General features: G+C 65.2%; 12 protein-coding genes. 5 read left to right on the forward strand and 7 right to left on the reverse strand.

Going from position 1 to position 18,879, the window contains the following annotated elements; all coding sequences use genetic code 11:
- Window positions 1-5 precede the first annotated feature (5 nt).
- Entirely contained in the window at window positions 6-1,826 is a 1,821-nt protein-coding gene (locus DIR46_RS12255; protein ID WP_109345465.1) for a DUF885 domain-containing protein, read from the forward strand.
- A gap of 61 nt (window positions 1,827-1,887) precedes the next feature.
- On the opposite strand, the gene DIR46_RS12260 is transcribed toward DIR46_RS12255, so the two are convergent.
- The 5 genes from DIR46_RS12260 to DIR46_RS12280 are packed head-to-tail and all read right to left on the reverse strand — an operon-like array spanning window position 1,888 to window position 7,541.
- The gene (locus DIR46_RS12260) at window positions 1,888-2,652 is read right to left on the reverse strand and encodes a DUF6928 family protein (RefSeq protein ID WP_162819498.1); all 765 of its coding nucleotides are present in this window, start codon (window positions 2,650-2,652) and stop codon (window positions 1,888-1,890) included.
- Window positions 2,653-2,700: 48 nt separating this feature from the next.
- On the reverse strand, window positions 2,701-4,392 hold the full coding sequence (locus tag DIR46_RS12265; RefSeq protein ID WP_109345467.1) for a M14 family zinc carboxypeptidase: 1,692 nt from the start codon (window positions 4,390-4,392) through the stop codon (window positions 2,701-2,703).
- Between the two features lie 5 nt (window positions 4,393-4,397).
- Window positions 4,398-5,939, reverse strand: a complete 1,542-nt coding sequence (locus tag DIR46_RS12270; RefSeq protein ID WP_109345468.1) for a sensor histidine kinase — start codon at window positions 5,937-5,939, stop codon at window positions 4,398-4,400.
- Window positions 5,936-6,886 (reverse strand): hypothetical protein, encoded by a 951-nt coding sequence (locus DIR46_RS12275; RefSeq protein WP_109345469.1) that lies wholly within the window; start codon window positions 6,884-6,886, stop codon window positions 5,936-5,938. The genes DIR46_RS12270 and DIR46_RS12275 overlap by 4 nt, the downstream gene beginning before the upstream one ends.
- Before the next feature lie 4 nt (window positions 6,887-6,890).
- The gene (locus DIR46_RS12280; RefSeq protein ID WP_109345470.1) at window positions 6,891-7,541 is read right to left on the reverse strand and encodes a response regulator; all 651 of its coding nucleotides are present in this window, start codon (window positions 7,539-7,541) and stop codon (window positions 6,891-6,893) included.
- Between the two features lie 398 nt (window positions 7,542-7,939).
- Here DIR46_RS12280 and DIR46_RS12285 point away from each other — a divergent pair, with 398 nt between their 5' ends.
- The 4 genes from DIR46_RS12285 (at window position 7,940) to DIR46_RS12300 (ending at window position 13,678) form a co-directional block, all read left to right on the forward strand.
- The gene (locus DIR46_RS12285) at window positions 7,940-8,602 is read left to right on the forward strand and encodes an energy transducer TonB (protein ID WP_162819499.1); all 663 of its coding nucleotides are present in this window, start codon (window positions 7,940-7,942) and stop codon (window positions 8,600-8,602) included.
- A gap of 120 nt (window positions 8,603-8,722) precedes the next feature.
- A complete protein-coding gene (locus DIR46_RS12290) occupies window positions 8,723-10,966 on the forward strand; it encodes a M28 family peptidase (protein ID WP_109345472.1) in 2,244 nt (747 codons plus the stop codon).
- A 71-nt stretch (window positions 10,967-11,037) separates the two neighbouring features.
- A complete protein-coding gene (locus DIR46_RS12295) occupies window positions 11,038-12,660 on the forward strand; it encodes a M28 family peptidase (RefSeq protein ID WP_109348007.1) in 1,623 nt (540 codons plus the stop codon).
- 169 nt (window positions 12,661-12,829) lie between these two features.
- Window positions 12,830-13,678 (forward strand): alpha/beta fold hydrolase, encoded by an 849-nt coding sequence (locus DIR46_RS12300; RefSeq protein ID WP_109345473.1) that lies wholly within the window; start codon window positions 12,830-12,832, stop codon window positions 13,676-13,678.
- Between the two features lie 51 nt (window positions 13,679-13,729).
- On the opposite strand, the gene sodC is transcribed toward DIR46_RS12300, so the two are convergent.
- Window positions 13,730-14,251: a superoxide dismutase family protein gene (gene sodC / locus DIR46_RS12305; RefSeq protein WP_205289118.1), complete on the reverse strand. Its 522-nt coding sequence runs from the start codon at window positions 14,249-14,251 to the stop codon at window positions 13,730-13,732.
- A gap of 318 nt (window positions 14,252-14,569) precedes the next feature.
- A complete protein-coding gene (gene rpoC, locus DIR46_RS12310) occupies window positions 14,570-18,814 on the reverse strand; it encodes a DNA-directed RNA polymerase subunit beta' (RefSeq protein WP_109345474.1) in 4,245 nt (1,414 codons plus the stop codon).
- Between the last annotated feature and the right edge of the window lie 65 nt (window positions 18,815-18,879).

Below are 18,879 nucleotides of genomic sequence, written 5' to 3' on the forward strand. Positions count from 1 at the left end.
ACGAGATGAGAGAGAACTTCAAGCTCGGCGCGCTGGCGATTGGCGCCCTGCTCGCCTGCGCATCCGTGCAGGCCGCGCCTGCGGCTGATGCCACGCCCGACACCGCGTCCGCCAAGCAGAAGGTCGCCACGACCGAAGCCGGCAAGGCGATCGACAAGCTGGTCGACGAGTACTACGAGGCCTATGCCCGCTTCGAGCCGGTGTGGGCGACCGAAAGTGGCGACGGCCGCTTCTTCGACCAGCTCGGCCTGTCGATCGCGCCGAAGAACCGCGAGGCCCAGTTTGCGCTGTACCGCGGCTACCTGAAGCGCCTGGCCACCATCCCGCGCGAGCGCCTGAATGCGCACGAGCAGGCCAGCTACGACATCGTCAAGTTCGAGCTCGAGACCGCGCTGCGCCTGGGCGCCTTCCCCGAGCACCTGCTGCCGATGGACCAGATGTTCAATATGCCGGCCTTCATCGCGAACTACGCCGGAGGCGAAGGCGCCCAGCCGTTCGCCACGCCGAAGGACTACCGCAACTACCTGAACCGCCTGGACCAGATGGTGGCCTACATCGACCAGTCGATCGCGAACATGCGCGAAGGCGTCAGGCGCGGCATCGTGCATCCACGCCAGCCGATCCAGTCGCTGCTGCCGCAGCTCAAGCAGCTGCAGGCCAAAAGCGCCGAAGCCAGCATCTTCTACACTCCGATCAAGAAGCTGCCACAAGATTTCTCGGCCGCCGACAAGCGCAGCCTGCCTGATGCCTATCGCAAGACGATCGACAAGCTCAATCCGGCCCTGGACCGCCTGGCCAGCTACGTCGAGAAGGACTACCTGCCGAAGACCCGCACCAGCGCCGGCTGGAACGCGCTGCCGAACGGCGCCGAGTGGTACAAGGCGCGCGTGGCGGCGATGACCACGACCGATATGACGCCCGAGCAGATCCATGCGATCGGCCTGAAGGAAGTGGCGCGCATCCAGGGCGAATACGGCAAGATCGGCCCCAAGATGGGTTACACCGGCCCGGCCGCCGGCCTGCCGAAGTGGGTGTCCGAGCAGCCGAAGTACAAGCCGTTCACCACCGACCAGCAGGTGATCGAGGTGTTCCAGAAGCTGGACACGCAAGTGCGCGCCAAGCTGCCGGCCCTGTTCACGCTGATGCCGAAGGCGCCGCTGGAAGTGCGGCTGGAGCCGGAACTGACGCGCGAGACCGCGTCGGACCATTACTCGGCGCCGGCCGCCGACGGCTCGCGTCCGGGCGTGTTCTGGTCGGTCGTGAACGACCCGACCAAGTACGGCCGCACCGGCATGGTCACGCTGTACCTGCATGAAGGCCAGCCGGGCCACCATTTCCACATCGCCCTGCTGCAGGAACTGGGCCTGCCCAACTTCCGCAAGTTCGGCGGCAACACCGCCTTTACCGAAGGCTGGGCGCTGTATGCCGAGACCCTGGGCAAGGAGATGGGCCTGTTCGAGCAGCCGGAGGATTACTTCGGCCACCTGAACGACGAAATGCTGCGCGCCGCGCGCCTGGTGGTCGACACCGGCATGCACACCAAGGGCTGGAGCCGCGACAAGGCGATCGCGTACTTCCGCGATATGCTGGGCTACTCGGAACTGGAAGCGCGCGCCCAGATCGAGCGCTATATGGTGATGCCGGGCCAGGCACTGGCGTACAAGATCGGTTCGCTGAAGATCATGGAACTGCGCCAGCGCGCGCAGGCGGCGCTGGGCGACAAGTTCAGCCTGCCGAAGTTCCACGAGGTGGTGCTGGACGAAGGCACCTTGCCGCTGGCGGTGCTGGAGGCGAAGGTCGATCGGTGGATTGCGGCTTCCAAATAGGGTGATGTGATGCGAGTGCGGATGCGGAGGCTTGTCCTTCGTCTCCGCACTTGACGCTGCTCTACCAGAACTTCCACCACGGTCTCATGCCTACGACCGGGTCACTGCCGGTTTGTTGGCGCGCAGTCTGCCTCAGCGTAAATCGCATGAGCGCGATGCTGTCCGGATCCAGTTGGGTTTCGGCATCGTAGCCGTCCAAGGCATAGCCAAACAAATCGAGCAACACCGCATCCCCCAGCTCGAGCGGGTGAAATGGCAGCGAACCGGCATGGCGATCCACTGCACTACCTTCGAGATCGTCGCCAAACTCGGGGCGGTCATGCTCATCGAGCTCGACAAGCCCGTCGTCAACTTCGTCGTCGTCCGCGCATGGATACTTGCCGGCCCAGTAGGGCAATTCGACCGCACGTGGCGCACCGATATCCTCAGTGACACCATCCGAACTCATCGACAACGCGCGGACCAGCTCCCCGTTCTTCCATACCCCGTAAGAGAAAGCATCGACCGTGCTGATTGTCACGTGATGCAGCATCGTCCTGCCCTTGGCGAATTCGAGGAAGCGCTGATCGAGCTGGCTTGGTTCGACAATCAGGGCTTGTGCGGACACGATCGTAAGGCCGGGATAGCAAGCGATGCCGACTTCATCGCGCGGAGGATAGACGCTCCCGAGGTGACCGTCCGCAAGTGGCATCGCCTTATGCGAGGGAAACAACTCAGCGAGCGCCAGTGCCGTGGCTTCGCGGTCCAGTACTGGCCGCGACTTCAGGACAGAATGCAGATCACTGCCTTCATCCACGTAAGCCAGTATCGCGGTCTTGTTTCCCACTGTCTCCCCCTGCTCGTTACGCCGACGTAACATGTCGCCGGCTGGCTTCTAGCGCGCGATCATGAACACCGGATAGCGGTTCCACTCCGGCTCGCGATAACGCGCGCAGTTGGCGTAGATGAAGTCCAGCACCGCCTCCTGGCTGCTCAGCAGCCCAGGGTTCGCCGCCTTCCACTCGGCAAACTTCGCCGCCAGCTCGGGCTCCTCCGCCAGCAGCTTCTCGGCCTCGTCCTCGAACACATAATCCGAGTAATGCTCCTTCTTCTCCAGCACGCTGTTGAAGAAGCCCCAGCGGAAGAAGCTGTCGTGCGCCAGCGGCTCGAGCGTCTCGACCGCATAGCGCGCCCGGTCCTGGTCCAGCGGCACGAGGTAGTCGCCGGCGCGCAGCAGGACCTGCCCGATGAGGCGCTCCAGCACCACCTCGTCGTGGAACAGATGGCCTTCGTAGGCCGACGGGCGCGACGTCACCGACCGGATCTGGTAGTACGTCACTTCCTGCAGGCGATCCGCCTCGATGCGCTCCATGCGCACGCCATTCCATTCCAGGCGTTCGATCGCCTCGCGCCACTGCTGCGGCACCACATAGGCTTGCGGCGCCGGCACCGCGACGTCGACCGGGAAGCTGTTGTAATAGGCGATGTCGCGTTCCCACGGGCTGCTGCGGTCGTAGTACAGGCGGGTATAGTCGCCGATGGCGCTCTTCTTGTACCTGGCTTCGTAGCCCTTGAAGCGGAAGCTCGACGGATTGGCTTCGTCCATCTTCCAGCGCACCGGCCATTCACTTTGTTTGCGGCCTTCCTCGCGCGCCGCGCGGCGCAGCGCCTGGATGCGGCCGGCGTTCTTGACGGTGAACTCGAGCGCCACTTCGACCAGCGCCACCATCGACTCGTAGCGGTCCTTGAACGGCTTGAGCATGTGCGTTTCGGGCATGAAGCCGATCGTGTGGTGCAGCGCCGCGTAGCCGGTCGAGAAGCGCGCCGTTTCGAGGAACTCGGCGATGCCGTGGTCCGGGCTGTCCTTGACCGGATTCACGTAGGGGCAGGTCGGCCAGCCGCGCGCATCCATGCCGGCGTACATCGCGGGCAGCATCTCGGCCCGCAGGAATTCGCCCAGGCCGCCGCCCAGCTTGTCGGCCTGGGTGTGGATCAGGGTCATCGTGTAGCTGTAGTCGGCGCCATTCGAGGTATGGGTGTCGACCATTACGTCCGGATCCCAGCGCGTAAACAGCTGATTGAACGTGCGCGCGGCCAGGGTGTCGCACTTGACGAAGTCGCGGTTCAGGTCGAGGTGGCGGCTGTTGCCGCGAAAGCCGAACTGCTCCGGCCCGTCCTGGTTCACGCGCGAGGTGTCGGCGCGATTGAAGCTGCCGTCCACGTTGTACAGCGGGACGAACAGGAACACGGTGTTGCCCAGCGCAGCAAGCTTGGCGCTCTGCTGGCAGAAGTCGCGCACGATCGCCATGCAGCCGTCGACGCCTTCCGGTTCGCCCGGGTGGATGCCGTTGTTGTTGAAGAAGACCGGGCGTCCGGCGCGCTTGATCGCATCGACGTCGAACACGCCGTCACTGCTGACCACGCCCGCGTGGATCGGCACGCCCGCATCCGACACGCCCACTTTTTCGAAGCGCAGCACGGAAGGGAAACGACGCGCGAGGTCTTCGTACCAGGCGATGCAATCACGCCAGGTGGTGGTCTGGTTCAGGTTGCCCTTCTCGTAGGGCGTCAGCAATTCAGTGGACATGGATCTTATCGTTGTGAGGTTGATGCTTCGGAAATCGTCGCCGGCACGGCTTGAGCCTGGGCCGGCAGGTTGAGCGGCAGCGCGATCGCGACGTCGGTGCCTTCGCCCGGGCTGGAGCGCACCTCGATCGTGCCGTGCAGCGCATAGGCGCGCTCGCGCATGCCGATGATGCCGATGCCTTCCGAGGCGCTGGCGGTGTCGAAGCCGGCGCCGTCGTCGACCACGCGGATGCGCAGCATGCCCTTGCCTTCGTCCAGCAGCAGGCTGACGTGGGCCGAGCGCGCGGCGGCGTGCTTCATGACGTTGGACAGGGCTTCCTGCACGATGCGGTAGGCGGAAATCGCCAGCTCGTTCGACAGGCGCGCGAAATCGCCCTCGCTGTGCAGGTCGAAGCGGCAGCCGGACGTGGTGTCGTAGTGGCGCACCATCTCTTCCACCGCGCCGTGCAGGCCCAGCATGTCGAGCACTTCGGGGCGCAGGCGGCGCACCAGGCGCCGGCCGTTGGCGTACAGGTCGAGCGCCAGCTTGGTGATGGCCTCGGACTTGCGGCGGATCTCGTCCACTTCGGGTCCCGGCGGCGCCTTGGCCGCCAGCAGGCCGATAGCCTGCGCCTCCAGCCTCGCCGCGATCAGCGAGGCATTGAGCTCGTCGTGGATCTCGACCGCGATGCTCTTGCGCTCGTCCTCGATGATCTCGTTGACCTTCTGGATCAGCTTGCGCTTGTCGGCGTCGGCGCGCAGCGCCTCGTTGCGCGAGGCCAGCAGGTCGCGCGTGCGCTCGGCCACCTTGTTCTCGAGGTCGCGCTTGGATTCGTCCAGCGCCAGCGACATCTCGCCGATCGAAGCCTGCAGCTCGCCGATCTCGCCGCCGGTGGTGACCGGCGGATGGACACGGTAGTTGCCGCCCCGGATCTGGCGCAGGGTGCCGATCGCCTCGCGCAGCGGCACGATCAGCGAGCGCGCCAGCACCCAGGCCAGGATGCCGCTCGCGGCCAGCGCCAGCGCCGCCATCGACAGCTCGATCTGGAAGCGGTCGGTCTGCTTGGCCATCATGTTCGCCGGCGACATCGTCACCCGCACCCAGCCGACGACTTCGGTGGTGAGCGTGGGCGGACGCGAATCGCTCGATGCCGACACGTGCGGCGTGCCGTTGTCCGAGAACAGGTTGATCCACACCACCTGCTTGCGGATCGGCGCCTCGTAGTAGTGGGCCTGGGCGTCGCTGGCCGAGTCGGACACCACGCGCACCGCGGCGCGTCCGCTGCCGTCGATCACGTCGACCTTGTAGATGCTGCGGTCGGACTGCACCAGGCCGTTGATGGTCAGGCGCAGGTCGGACAGGTTGCCCGAGATGACGTTGTATTCGGAGGTCTCGGCCAGCGCGCGCGCCAGGATGCGTCCGCGCTCGGCCAGCTCCTCGGCCACCTGGGCGCGGTGCGCATACCAGGAATACCAGACGAAGGAGGTGAACAGCAGGATCACGGGCAGCATGGTGATGACGGCCATGCGCCGTCCGACACCCCAGCCGCGCCAGAAACGCAGGTTCATTGCGGGAGCGGCGCGCGCCGTGCGAAGTTGCGGGCGGCGTCGGTCACGCGCAGGTCGAGCGAACTGGCCACCCCTTCGTTGATGATGGTGCGGAAGTAGCGCGGGAACTGCGGCGGATCGAGTTCGCCGGTGCGCACGAAGTCGGCGGCCAGCTCGGCCACCTGGGCGTTGATCTCCTCGATCTCGGAATACGTGGTGGCCAGCGCGCCCACCTTGACCATGTCGGCCGAGAAGCCGATCACGCCCTGCTTGCGGCGGTAGGTCGAGAGCAGGATATTGCGCACGTTCTCGGCGTTGTAGATGTCGCTGTCGGGCAGCGCCAGCAGGGTCTCGGCGCGCGTCATGCTGTTGAGCGTGTGATTCAGGTCTTCGCCCGGCGTATACATCTGGATCTCGGTGGCCTCGTGCAGCACCGGCCGCAGGAAAGCGGTGTCCGGGCCGAGCAGCACGCCGACCCGCACCGGGCGGCCGTACAGCAATTCGGCCAGGCGCATCTGGTCGTTCGGCGCCGGCTCGGCATAGATGGCGGTCATGGCCATGCGGCGCTGCTTGGGCAGGCGCGCGGTGAGCGTGCGCCACACCTGGCTCGAGGTGTACGCCGAGATCACCACGCAATCGCAGCGGCGCGACAGCGCGTCGCGCAGCGCGGTCGGACCGATCGCCACGTACAGCATGCGGCGCTTCTGCGCCAGCTCGGTGCGGAAGGCGGCGAAGGTGGGCACCAGGCGCTTGTACAGGTCGTCGGCGATGCGGTGGGTGACGGCGCTGTCGTCGCCGGTCAGGATCTGGAAGCGGTAGCCCTGCGCTTCTTCGCGTTCGCGCTCGACCTGCTGGGCGGCGTGGACGCTGCCGGCCGACAGCGCCAGCATGAAGGCAAGGACCAGTAGCGGCGCCAGCGCGGGCGCGCGCCTGCGCTGGTGGGGCATGCGGCGCGGGAGGATGGCCATCGCGTCAGGGCTCGATCAGGCCGTGCTTGACCGCCAGCAGCGTGATGCTGGCCTGGCGGTGCACGCCCAGCTTTTCCTTGATCGACTGGCTGATGTTGCTGATGGTCTTGGTCGACAGGTCGAGGCGCTCCGCGATCTCGGCATTGGTCATGCCCTCGGCCATCAGCTTGAAGATCTCCAGTCCGCGCTCGTCGAGCTGCGACTGCGGCGTGACTTCGCCGCGCACCGCCATGCTGGCCAGGCGCGAAGCGATATGCGGCAGGAAGTACAGCTTGCCCTCGTGGGCATGGCGCACCGCGGTGGCCAGGTCGGCCGGGTCGCAATCCTTGGTGACGAAGGCGTGGGCGCCGAGGCGGTAGGTTTCCTTGATCAGGCTGTCCTGGTCAAACTGGCTCAGGAAGACGATCTTGGCCGACGGGTCGGACTTGAGGATGGCCTGGGCCGCGTCCATGCCGGTCAGCTCGGTGCCGAAGCGCATGTCGAGCACGGCGACGTCGGGATGCTCGGCGGCGTACAGCGCGGTCGCCTCGTTCGGGGTCTTGGCCTGCCCCACCACCTGCATGCCTGCCGCTTCGAGCGACATGGCGAAACCGGTCATGACGATCGGGTGATCATCCGCGAGCATGACGCGGATGGGTTTGTTCTGTTCTGCCAATTTGATTCTCCTGGCGCGTGGCCGGTGTGCTTTGCCAGTGTCTGGCGTGGGTCTGGCTTTGCTGAGGCCGGGGCGAAAAGCCACGGCACAGTTGGGAATTATTTCATACAACGGGCGGGGAAGCGAATGGAAAGGCGGAGAACTTTTGTGCTCTGCAACCGGCGTTTTTGAGGCGCTTCCTTTTGCTGGACGCATGGACGGCGGAGCCGTCCACCCTATGGTTAGCACTGCTTGGTACGCTGACGCACACACAACTAGAAACAATTTTGCCAGATTATGGATTTGCAAATTGCTAGGACATAGCATATATTGATTCCAATGAGCTGTAGATATGCATTCTTCCAAGGTAGTAAACCTGGCCATTCCGAGGGATGGCGGGACGAATAAAGGAGGTTGCCATGCATTTTTCTGACATCAATCAAGGCGCCGGCGGCAAGGCCGGCAAGTTCGCCCTGGTGGCCGGCCTGCACGTGCTGGTGGCGATGGGCGTCATCAGCACCATGAACGCCAAGTCGATTTCGCTGCCCGCCATGCTCGAAGACAAGCTGGTGTGGATCCAGCCGGAAGTCCCGCCGCCGGCGCCTCCGCCCGAGCCACCCAAGCCGCAAGTGAAGGCCGCACCACCCGAGGTCGTGGTGCCCAAAGTGGAAGTCGACATCGCCGAGCCGCCACCCGAACAGGTCATCGAAGCGAGCACCGAGCCATCGCCGGAACCAGTCCAGCAGGCGCAATCCGAAGCCCCGCCACAGCCGGCCGCCGAGCCGTCGTCGAACAGCGGCCAGATGCGTAGCGCCGTGCTGGCCGACGCCAACGGCTGCGCCAAACCCGATTATCCGGTGCGCGCTGCGCGCAATGGCGAGACCGGAACCGTGACCCTGGCGCTGCTGGTCGGGACCGATGGCCGGGTGCAGGACTCCCGCATCCAGTCTTCCAGCGGCTCGCGTGAGCTCGATCGCGCCGCCGTGAATGCCCTGAGCCTGTGCAAATTCCAGCCGGCGATGAACGGCGGCACAGCCGAAGCCGGGTGGGCGCAGCTCGCCTACGTCTGGACGCTCGAGTAAGCCCCCCTTTCCTCTTTTAGCCCGCCCCTCTTGATTCGGCGGGCTTTTTTTCGTCCCTATGACAGGTGCATAGACGCCTGCGGGGGCATCCGATCCACCACGACACTGGAGAGAGAACCAATGGATGCTGCAAGCGCGCCGATGCCGGCGCTACGTCTCACGGGTTTCATGCACGCCCTTGCCGGCTGCCTGGGACTGGCCGTCCTGGCCATCATAGCTTGGATGGCGTTGGCGCAACCGGCGCTGCCCGAACCGAAGGTACAGATCGCGGCCGGCAGCTGGAGCGCCCGCGTACAGGAGCACGTGCGGGTGCTGGGGGCCGCGCCGCGTTCGATCGCGACCGATGGCAATGCCCGGGCGCGCGCATACCTGCTTGCAGAACTGCGGGCGATGGACCTGGCGCCGACAGTGCAGCGCGCCACGGTGCGCAAGTCGGTCGTCCATTATTTTGGCGCCATCCACAACACGATCGGCGTCGTCCATAACGTCGTCGCCAGGATTCCCGGCAGCGCGCTGGATGCGGGCCGCCGCCCGGCGCTGCTGCTCACGACGCACTACGACAGCGGCAACGCCGTGCGCGATACCGCGCGCGGCGCCGCCACCATGGCGGCCCTGCTCGAAACGGCGCGCTCCCTGCGCGCTGCGCCGCCCGCCAACGACGTCGTGCTGCTGTTCGCCGACGGCCACCACATCGGCGCGCTGGGCGCCAAGGGCTTCGCCGAACAGCATCCACTGGCCGCCACCATCGGCCTGGCGCTCAAGTTCGATCCGGCCGGCGATGCGGGACTGCGCCTGGTCGAGACCAGCGGCGCGGGCGGCGCCGCGCTGGCCGGCTGGATGCGCGCCGCGCCCGAGTTGCGCGGCTCTTCGCTCGAGACGACCCTGGCGCGCATGCTGAACGACGCGCCACACGTCGGTCCGCTGGCGGCGCTCGATGCGCCGGTGCTGCTGTTCGCCGGCGGCGAGCACGATCCGCGGCAGCTGGGCGACGCGATGCTGCGCCTGGCGCAGGCCTACGGCGACACGCCTCTCACGCGCGGGACGCAGGCGGCCGCCGCCTATTTCTCGCTGCCCGTCGTGGGCCTGGTCCAGCACGCGGCCTGGCTCGCCTGGGCGCCGGCGATCCTGTCCTGCCTGATGCTGGGATTCGCCTGGCGCCGCCAGTTCGGCGCGGATGGCGCGGTCGAGGCGGCGCAGGGCGTGTTCGGCGTGTGCTTCCTGCTGCTCGTGGTGCGCGTCGGCAGCTGGACCTGGCGCGAAGAGATTGCCGCCGCCGGTCTCGCGGGCGAGCAGCGCCTGCCGCTGGTGGTGTTGGTCGTGGCAAGCTGCGTCTTCGTCGCGGGGCTGTATCTGTTCCGGCGCAGCGTCGGCGCCGCGGCGATGGTGCTCGGCGCGCTGGCCTGGCCTGCGCTGACGCTGCTGCTTGTCATCGTCTTCTTGCCCGGCGCCGCCTACGTGCTGGCCTGGCCGCTGGCGGCGGCGCTGGCCGCCTTCCTGGTCCTGCAGTCGCGCTGGGGCCAGCGCCCGGCCTTCGCCCCGCGGCTGCTGGTATTGGTGGCCGGCCTGGCGCCGGCCGCGGCGCTGTTTCCGCCGGCGCTGCGCGATGCCTGGCTGCTGCTCGCGCCGCACCACATGTACCTGCCGCCGATGCTGATGGCGCTGCCGATGCTGTGCTTCGCCAGCCTGCTGCTGGTGCTGTCCATCGCGCCGACCGTCGGCGCCATGCTGGCGCTGCTGGCCGCAAGCTGCTTCGTCCTGCCGGGACAGGCGGCGCCGCGCGCCACTCTGGCACCCGCATCCGATGGCCTCGAACGCCTGGTCTACTACAAGGACGCGAACACCTGGCGCGCGTACTGGCTGCTGCCGGAGCAGCCTCTCGACGACTGGCGCCGCCAGCTGTTCCCCGGCCGGCAGCCGACCATCTTCGTCGAAGTCTTCGGCTGGAACAGCCCGCGCCAATGGTATGCCGAAGCGCCGCGCGAGGATGCGATCGCCTTCCCAGAATGCTTCGCCCTGCTCAACACCGTTGGCAAGGTGCGACGCGGCACGTTCACTGTGCGTTCGAAGAATCGCGCGCCGCACATCGAGCTGCGCATGTCGGGCGCCAAGGCGCTGCGCTCGCGGCTCGACGGCGTGCCGCTCACGTCGAAGGAGGCGCCGTGGCTGCTGTCGCTGTACGGGATGGAAGACCGGGTGCTGCACTTCGAGATCGAGAGCGCGCCCGATGAGATTTTCGCGATCACCGTGCAGGAGCGCATGCCCGGCCTGCCCCAGCACCTGCTACCGTCGCGCGACGAAGACGCCCCGTATTTACGGGAACAATCGGGAATGACGATGTCCACCGATATCCTGCGATTTTATTGAAGACTTGTCATAGAATGTTCCGCGCACGCCACGAACGTGCCCTTCCCGATCAACTCAAGTCGCAGGATTTCATGTACAAGATCGTCTCTTCCCTCGTCCTCACCGCCGTCGCCGGCAGCCTGGCGCTGGCCTATCCGGCCCACGCACAAGCTCAAACCGTCCAGGAAGCGCCGCTGCGCGCGCACCTGGCCCACCTGTCCGACGACGCCATGGAAGGCCGCGGCACCGGCCAGCGCGGCGGCGAACTGACCGTCGCCTACCTCGAGGCGCAGGCGAAGGCCGCCGGCCTGAAGCCGGCCAACGGCAACAGCTTCCGCCAGGCGGTCAAGATCGCCGGCGTGCGTTCGCTGCCGGCCAAGAGCGACATCGCCATCACCGCCGGCGGCAAGGCGCTGCCGCTGCAGTTCGGCGCTGACTGGGTCTGGGGGCCGGGCGACGGCAAGGCCGAGCACAAGCTGGACGCCGACCTGGTCTTCGTCGGCTACGGCACCGTGGCGCCGGAAGAAGGCGGCTGGAACGACTTCAAGGGCATGAACCTGAAGGGCAAGGTGCTGGTGATGATGGTGAACGACCCGTTGCCGACCGCCGCGGAACCGAACCGCTTCAACGGCGAAGGCCTGACCTATTACGGCCGCTGGACCTATAAATTCGAGGAAGCGGCGCGCCAGGGCGCGGCCGGCGCCATCCTGATCCACACCGACAAGTCGGCCTCGTACGGCTGGAGCGTGGTGCAGAACAGCTGGGCCAACGCCGAGCGCTTCCAGCTCACCGAAGGTAAAGTGGGCACTGGGGTGCAGGGCTGGATGACCGATGACACCGCGCGCAAGGTGTTCACCGCCGCCGGCCAGGACCTGGATAAACTGCGCGCCGCCGCCGAAGACAAGAACTTCAAGCCGGTGACCCTGAAGGCCCGCCTGAAGGGCACGGCGCGCGCGGAAGTGCGCAAGCTCGAGGAGTTCAACGTGGCCGGCGTCGTGCCGGGCACCGACCCAAAACTCAAGGACGAAGTGGTGATCTACAGCGCGCACTGGGATCACATGGGCAAGCAGGGTACCGAGGGCGACACCATCTTCAACGGCGCGGTCGACAACGCCTCGGGCACCGGCGCGCTGCTGGCGATGGCGGAGCAAGCCGTCAAGCACCCGGCCAAGCGCAGCCAGATGTTCCTGTGGGTGGCCGCCGAAGAGCAAGGCCTGCTGGGCAGCGCCGCCTACGTCGCCAAGCCGCTGTGGCCGATCGAGAAGACCGCCGCCAACCTGAACCTGGACAGCCTGAACTGGGTGGGCCTGGTGAAGGACGTCAGCGTGCCGGGCAGCGAGCGCACCGAACTGGGCGCGATGGCCGCCGCCACCGCCCAGGCCATGGGCCTGACCGTGGCTCCAGCCAAGCCTGACCTCGCCGGCGGCTACTTCCGCAGCGACCACTTCAGCTTCGCCAAGGCCGGCGTGCCGGCGTTCTCGGTGGGCGCGGGCCGCAGCTGGGTCAAGGACGTCGAAGCCAACAACGCCAAGGCCGCGACCTACCGCGACAAGTACCACCAGGCGTCGGACGAATACGATCCGAGCTGGGACCTGTCGGGTATGGTGCAGCAGGCGCAGTACACGCTGAACCTGGGCCGCGCAGTGGCCGACGCGCCGAAGATGCCGGCGTGGAAGGAAGGCGATCCGTTCGGCAAGGCGCGCGCAGCGAAGTAATCGCACCCGCCAGGCTTCAGGTTTAGTTAGCAGTACCACGTCGTTCCCGCGCAGGCGGGAACCCAGGTTGTTCGCGTTACGATAACGCTGGCACACTTGGGTTCCCGCCTCCGCGGGAACGACGCGTTTGGGTCAACGATTTCCCATCCACTGACGAGAGAGGCGAACGATGCGCGAAGAAGACCTGGTGCTCGGCGACGGGCGCACGCTGCACTTCTACGACCTGGCGCCACCCGGCGAGCAGGAGCTGGCAGTGTTCTGGCACCACGGCACGCCGAACATCGGCCGCCCGCCCGAGCCGCTGTTCGCGCTCGCGGATGAGCTGGGCATTCGCTTGATCGGCTACGACCGCCCGGCTTATGGCGGCTCGTCGGAACGCAGCGGGCGCGACGTCGCCTCGGCGGCCTTCGATGTCGAGCGCATCGCCGACCGGCTGGGCGTCAAGCGCTTCGCGGTGATGGGACATTCAGGTGGCGGACCGCATGCGCTGGCTTGCGCCGCCCTGCTGCCCGAGCGGGTGGTGGGCGCGGTCAGCATCGCGGGCCTGGCGCCGCCCGACGCGCAGGGACTCGACTGGTTCAAAGGCATGGGCGCCTACGGGGCGGCGGCGCTGCGTGCGGCGGCGCAGGGGCGCGCGGCCAAGGCATACCATGAGGCGCTCGGGCTCGAATTCGACCGGGAGATGTTTACGCCCGAGGATTGGGAGGCGCTGGCGGGGCCGTGGTCATGGTTCGACAGCGTGGTGGGACCGGCGGTGGCCAAGGGGCTTGACGGCTTGATCGACGACGATATCGCCTATGTGACGCCGTGGGGCTTCGATTGCACGCGCATCGCCTGTCCGGTGCTGTTCGTGCATGGGGTCCAGGATCGCGTGGTGCCGGCGTCGCACAGCGAGTGGCTGGCGCATCACTGCCGCTCGGCCGAGCTGTGGCAGCGGCCGGACGATGGACATATCTCGGTGATGAACTATGCCGCGTCGAGCCTAGTATGGCTGCGCGGGCAGGTGCGCGCGGATTGATCGCGGACGGCGCGCCATGCGCTGCCATCCGCTTTCAGTGTGGGTCGAGGCTTACTGGATCACGCCGCAAGCCATGCGGCCGCCTCCGCCACCCAGCGGCGCCGGGTGATCGGAGTGGTTGTCACCGCCGACGTGGACCATCAGGGCCTTGCCCTTAATGTCCGACATCTTCAGACGTGGCGCCAGGACCGGGTTGGTGGCCATGCCCTTGGCATCCACCGTCAGCGCCGGCAGGTCGCCCAGGTGGCCATCGCCCCACGGGGTGCCGTGCTTGTTGGTCTTGGCTGGATCGAGATGGCCACCCGCCGCGCCGGCCGGGACGGTCTTGCCGTCGGCCTGGTTCGGCGCGCAGCTGCCGTTGGCGTGGATGTGGAAGCCGTGCAGGCCCGGGGTCAGATCCTTCAGATCCGGCGTGAGCACGACGCCATACTTGGTTTCGCTGAGCTTGACGGTGCCCACGCTGGCGCCATCGCCTTTGTCGGTGGCCAGCTTGAGAGTCACGGTGTTATCGGCGGCACTGGCGGCAGCGCATACTGCGCTCAGCAGGACGGCGCTCATCCATCGCATTTTCATTGTTTGCTCCTTCGAAGATATCTATAGGATAGTAAAAAGCCAATCCAGTGTAGACCAATCCCATGCATTGGCGCGTCCTGCTGACTTGGGTATTACTGGCGGCAGCGGTTCTGTTCGGGTTCGTCTAATGCTACCGGGATACAGGAGTTACGTGGCGCCACAGTGATTGGATGCAATCGAATACGACGCAAGTGCGCACGTTCAAGGCGGAGCAGATTACAGCACACCGCGCGTCTTCCTGACGAGCAGCATTACGAACCCATCAGGCAAAAAAAACGGCACCCCTCAGGGTGCCGCTTTCACTAACAACTTACGCGATCACTCGCCGTCGTTATGCTGCTCAGCCGAAGCCTGTGCAGTCTGCTGGTCTTCCATCGCCTGCAGCTCTGCAGCCATATTGGCCTTCTCTTGCTGCAGCAGTGCCTGACGCTCTTCCGCTTCCCACACTTCCTTCTCCTTGCGGGCGCGGTGGAATGCCAGACCGGTACCGCCAGGGATCAGGCGGCCGACGATGACGTTCTCTTTCAGGCCGCGCAGACCGTCGCGCTTGCCCATGATCGCCGCTTCGGTCAGCACGCGGGTGGTTTCCTGGAACGATGCGGCCGAGATGAACGAATCGGTCGACAGCGATGCCTTGGTAATACCCAGCAGCACGTTTTCGTACTGCGCCGGCAGCTTGCCGATTGCGTTCACGCGGTCGTTTTCTTCCAGCAGTTCCGAACGCTCCACCTGCTCGCCGACGATGTAGTCGGTGTCGCCTGCTTCGGTGATCTGAACACGACGAAGCATCTGGCGAACGATCACCTCGATGTGCTTGTCGTTGATCTTCACGCCCTGCAGACGGTACACGTCCTGCACTTCGTCCACGATGTAGCGGGCCAGCGCTTCGATGCCCAGCAGGCGCAGGATGTCTTGCGGATCGGCCGGGCCGTCCACGATCATCTCGCCCTTGTTCACCACCTGGCCGTCGTGCACCAGCACTTGCTTGTCCTTGGTGATCAGGAACTCGTGCTTGTTGCCGTCCATGTCGGTGATTTCCAGGCGCTGCTTGCCCTTGGTCTCTTTACCGAACGCCACGGTACCGGTGACTTCCGCCAGCATGCCCGCGTCTTTCGGCGAACGTGCTTCGAACAGTTCGGCAACGCGCGGCAGACCACCGGTAATGTCGCGGGTCTTCTGCGATTCGGTCGGGATACGTGCCAGCACTTCACCCACGGTCGCTTGCTGACCGTCCTTGACCATGATCAGCGCGCCGACCTGGAAGCCGATCGTCACGGCGTGTTCGGTGCCGGCGATCTTCACTTCCTGGCCTTCTTCGTTCAGCAGCTTGACCTGCGGACGCAGCACCTTGCCCGAACCACGACGCTTCGGATCGATTGCCACCAGGGTCGACAGACCGGTCACTTCATCGACCTGACGGGCGACGGTGACGCCTTCTTCGACGTTCTCGAAGCGGATCGTACCGGCGTACTCGGTGATGATCGGACGGGTCAGCGGATCCCAGGTCGCCAGGGCGGTGCCGGCCTTGACAGCCTGGCCATCCTTGACGATCAGGGTCGCACCGTACGGCACCTTGTGACGCTCGCGCTCACGGCCGTGGTCGTCGGTGATCAGCACTTCGCCCGAACGGGTAATGACGATCTGCGCGCCCTTGCCGTTGGTGACGTAACGCATGGTCGCGGTGAAGCGGACCGTACCGTTCGACTTGGCTTCGACCGACGAGGCCACTGCCGCGCGCGATGCCGCACCACCGATGTGGAAGGTACGCATGGTCAGCTGGGTACCCGGCTCACCGATCGACTGCGCTGCCACCACACCGACTGCTTCGCCGCTGTTGACCAGCATGCCGCGGCCCAGGTCGCGGCCGTAGCACTTGGCGCACAGGCCGAAGCGCGTGTCGCAGTTCAGCGGGGTGCGGACCTTCACTTCGTCGATGCCGACGCGTTCGATCTCTTCAACCATGTCTTCGTCCAGCAGCGTGCCGGCTTCGTACAGGGTTTCCTGGGTTTCAGGGTTGACGACGTCGGTGCCTGCCACGCGGCCGAGGATACGGTCGCGCAGGGCTTCGATGACTTCACCGCCTTCGACCAGCGCCTTCATGTGGGTGCCGTTGCTGGTGCCGCAATCGTCTTCGATCACCACCAGGTCTTGCGTCACGTCCACCAGACGACGGGTCAGGTAACCCGAGTTCGCGGTCTTCAGTGCCGTATCCGCCAGACCTTTACGAGCGCCGTGGGTCGAGATGAAGTACTGCAGAACGTTCAGGCCTTCGCGGAAGTTCGCGGTAATCGGCGTTTCGATAATCGAACCGTCCGGTTTCGCCATCAGACCACGCATACCCGCCAGCTGGCGGATCTGGGCTGCCGAACCACGGGCGCCCGAGTCGGCCATCATGTAAATCGCGTTGAACGATTCCTGGGTGCCTTCGGTGCCGTCGCGCTTGGTGACCGGCTCGATCTTGAGCTGGTCCATCATCGCCTTGCCGACTTCATCCGAGGTCTTGCCCCAGATGTCGACGACCTTGTTGTAACGCTCGCCGGCGGTGACCAGACCCGAGGCGTACTGCTGCTCGATCTGTTTCACTTCGGCTTCGGCGGTCGCGATCATGCCCTTCTTGACGTCCGGGATCAGCATGTCGTCGACGGCGATCGAGATGCCGGCGCGGGTCGCCAGGCGGAAGCCCGACTGCATCAGCTTGTCCGCGAAGACGACGGTCGCACGCAGGCCGCACTTGCGGAACGACGTGTTGATCAGCTTCGAGATTTCCTTCTTCTTCAGCGCGCGGTTCAGCACCGAGAACGGCAGGCCTTTCGGCAGGATCTCGGACAGGATCGCACGGCCAACGGTGGTCTCGTAGCGGGTCAGGGTCTGGTCGAAGCCGCCTTCGGCGTTTTTCGGGAACTCGACGATACGCACGGTGATGCGGGTCGCCAGCTCGACTTCCTTGTTGTCGTACGCGCGGATGACTTCCGACACGTCCGGGAACATCATGCCTTCGCCCTTGGCGTTGATCGCCTCGCGGGTCGCGTAGTACAGACCCAGCACGATATCCTGCGACGGCACGATCGACGGTTCGCCGTTCGACGGGAACAGGATGTTGTTCGACGCCAGCATCAGCGTACGCGCTTCCATCTGCGCTTCGATCGACAGCGGCACGTGGACCGCCATCTGGTCACCGTCGAAGTCGGCGTTGAACGCCGCGCAGACCAGCGGGTGCAGCTGGATCGCCTTGCCTTCGATCAGGACCGGCTCGAACGCCTGGATACCGAGACGGTGCAGCGTAGGCGCACGGTTCAGCATGACCGGGTGTTCTTTGATGACTTCTTCCAGGATGTCCCAGACCACCGGCTCTTGCACTTCGACCAGCTTCTTCGCGGCCTTGATGGTGGTCGCGAGACCCATCAGTTCCAGCTTGTTGAAGATGAACGGCTTGAACAGCTCGAGGGCCATCAGCTTCGGCAGACCGCACTGGTGCAGTTTCAGCTGTGGACCCACCACGATGACCGAACGGCCCGAGTAGTCGACGCGCTTGCCCAGCAAGTTCTGACGGAAACGACCGCCCTTACCCTTGATCATTTCGGCCAGCGACTTCAGCGGACGCTTGTTGGCGCCGGTCATCGCTTTGCCGCGACGGCCGTTGTCCAGCAGCGAGTCGACCGCTTCCTGCAGCATGCGCTTTTCGTTACGCGTAATGATCTCTGGTGCGCGCAGTTCCATCAGGCGCTTCAGGCGGTTATTACGGTTGATGACGCGGCGGTACAGGTCGTTCAGGTCCGACGTGGCGAAACGGCCGCCGTCCAGCGGGACGAGCGGACGCAGCTCTGGCGGCAGGACCGGCAGAACTTCCATGATCATCCATTCAGGCTTGATGCCCGAACGCTGGAACGCCTCGAGCACTTTCAGGCGCTTGGCGTATTTCTTGATCTTGGCTTCGGATTTCGACTCTTTCAGTTCCACGCGCAGGGCTTCGGCATCGCGGTGGATGTCGATCGAGCGCAGCAGTTCACGGATACCTTCGGCGCCCATGAATGCGGTGAAGTCGTCGCCGTACTCTTCGTACTTGGCGGCGTAGTCGTCTTCCGACATGATCTGGCTCTTCTTGAGCGGGGTCATGCCAGGATCGGTGACGACGTATGCTTCGAAGTACAGCACGCGTTCGATATCGCGCAGGGTCATGTCCAGGACCATGCCCAGACGCGACGGCAGCGACTTCAGGAACCAGATGTGAGCGACCGGCGACGCCAGTTCGATGTGGCCCATGCGCTCGCGGCGCACTTTAGCCAGGGTGACTTCGACGCCGCACTTCTCGCAGATCACACCGCGGTGCTTCAGGCGCTTGTACTTGCCGCACAGGCATTCGTAGTCCTTGATCGGGCCAAAGATCTTGGCGCAGAACAGGCCGTCACGCTCAGGCTTGAACGTACGGTAGTTGATGGTTTCCGGCTTCTTGACTTCGCCGAACGACCACGAACGGATTTTTTCAGGCGACGCCAGGCCAATCTTGATGGCGTCGAAACTTTCGTTTTGCTGAACTTGCTTGAATAGATCGAGCAGTGCTTTCATGTATCACTCCAAAGGTGATTGATTCTGTACTGAATACTACTACCGCCAACTTCTCGCCGATTTTC

This window comes from Massilia oculi (assembly GCF_003143515.1).
Classification (GTDB): domain Bacteria; phylum Pseudomonadota; class Gammaproteobacteria; order Burkholderiales; family Burkholderiaceae_D; genus Telluria; species Telluria oculi.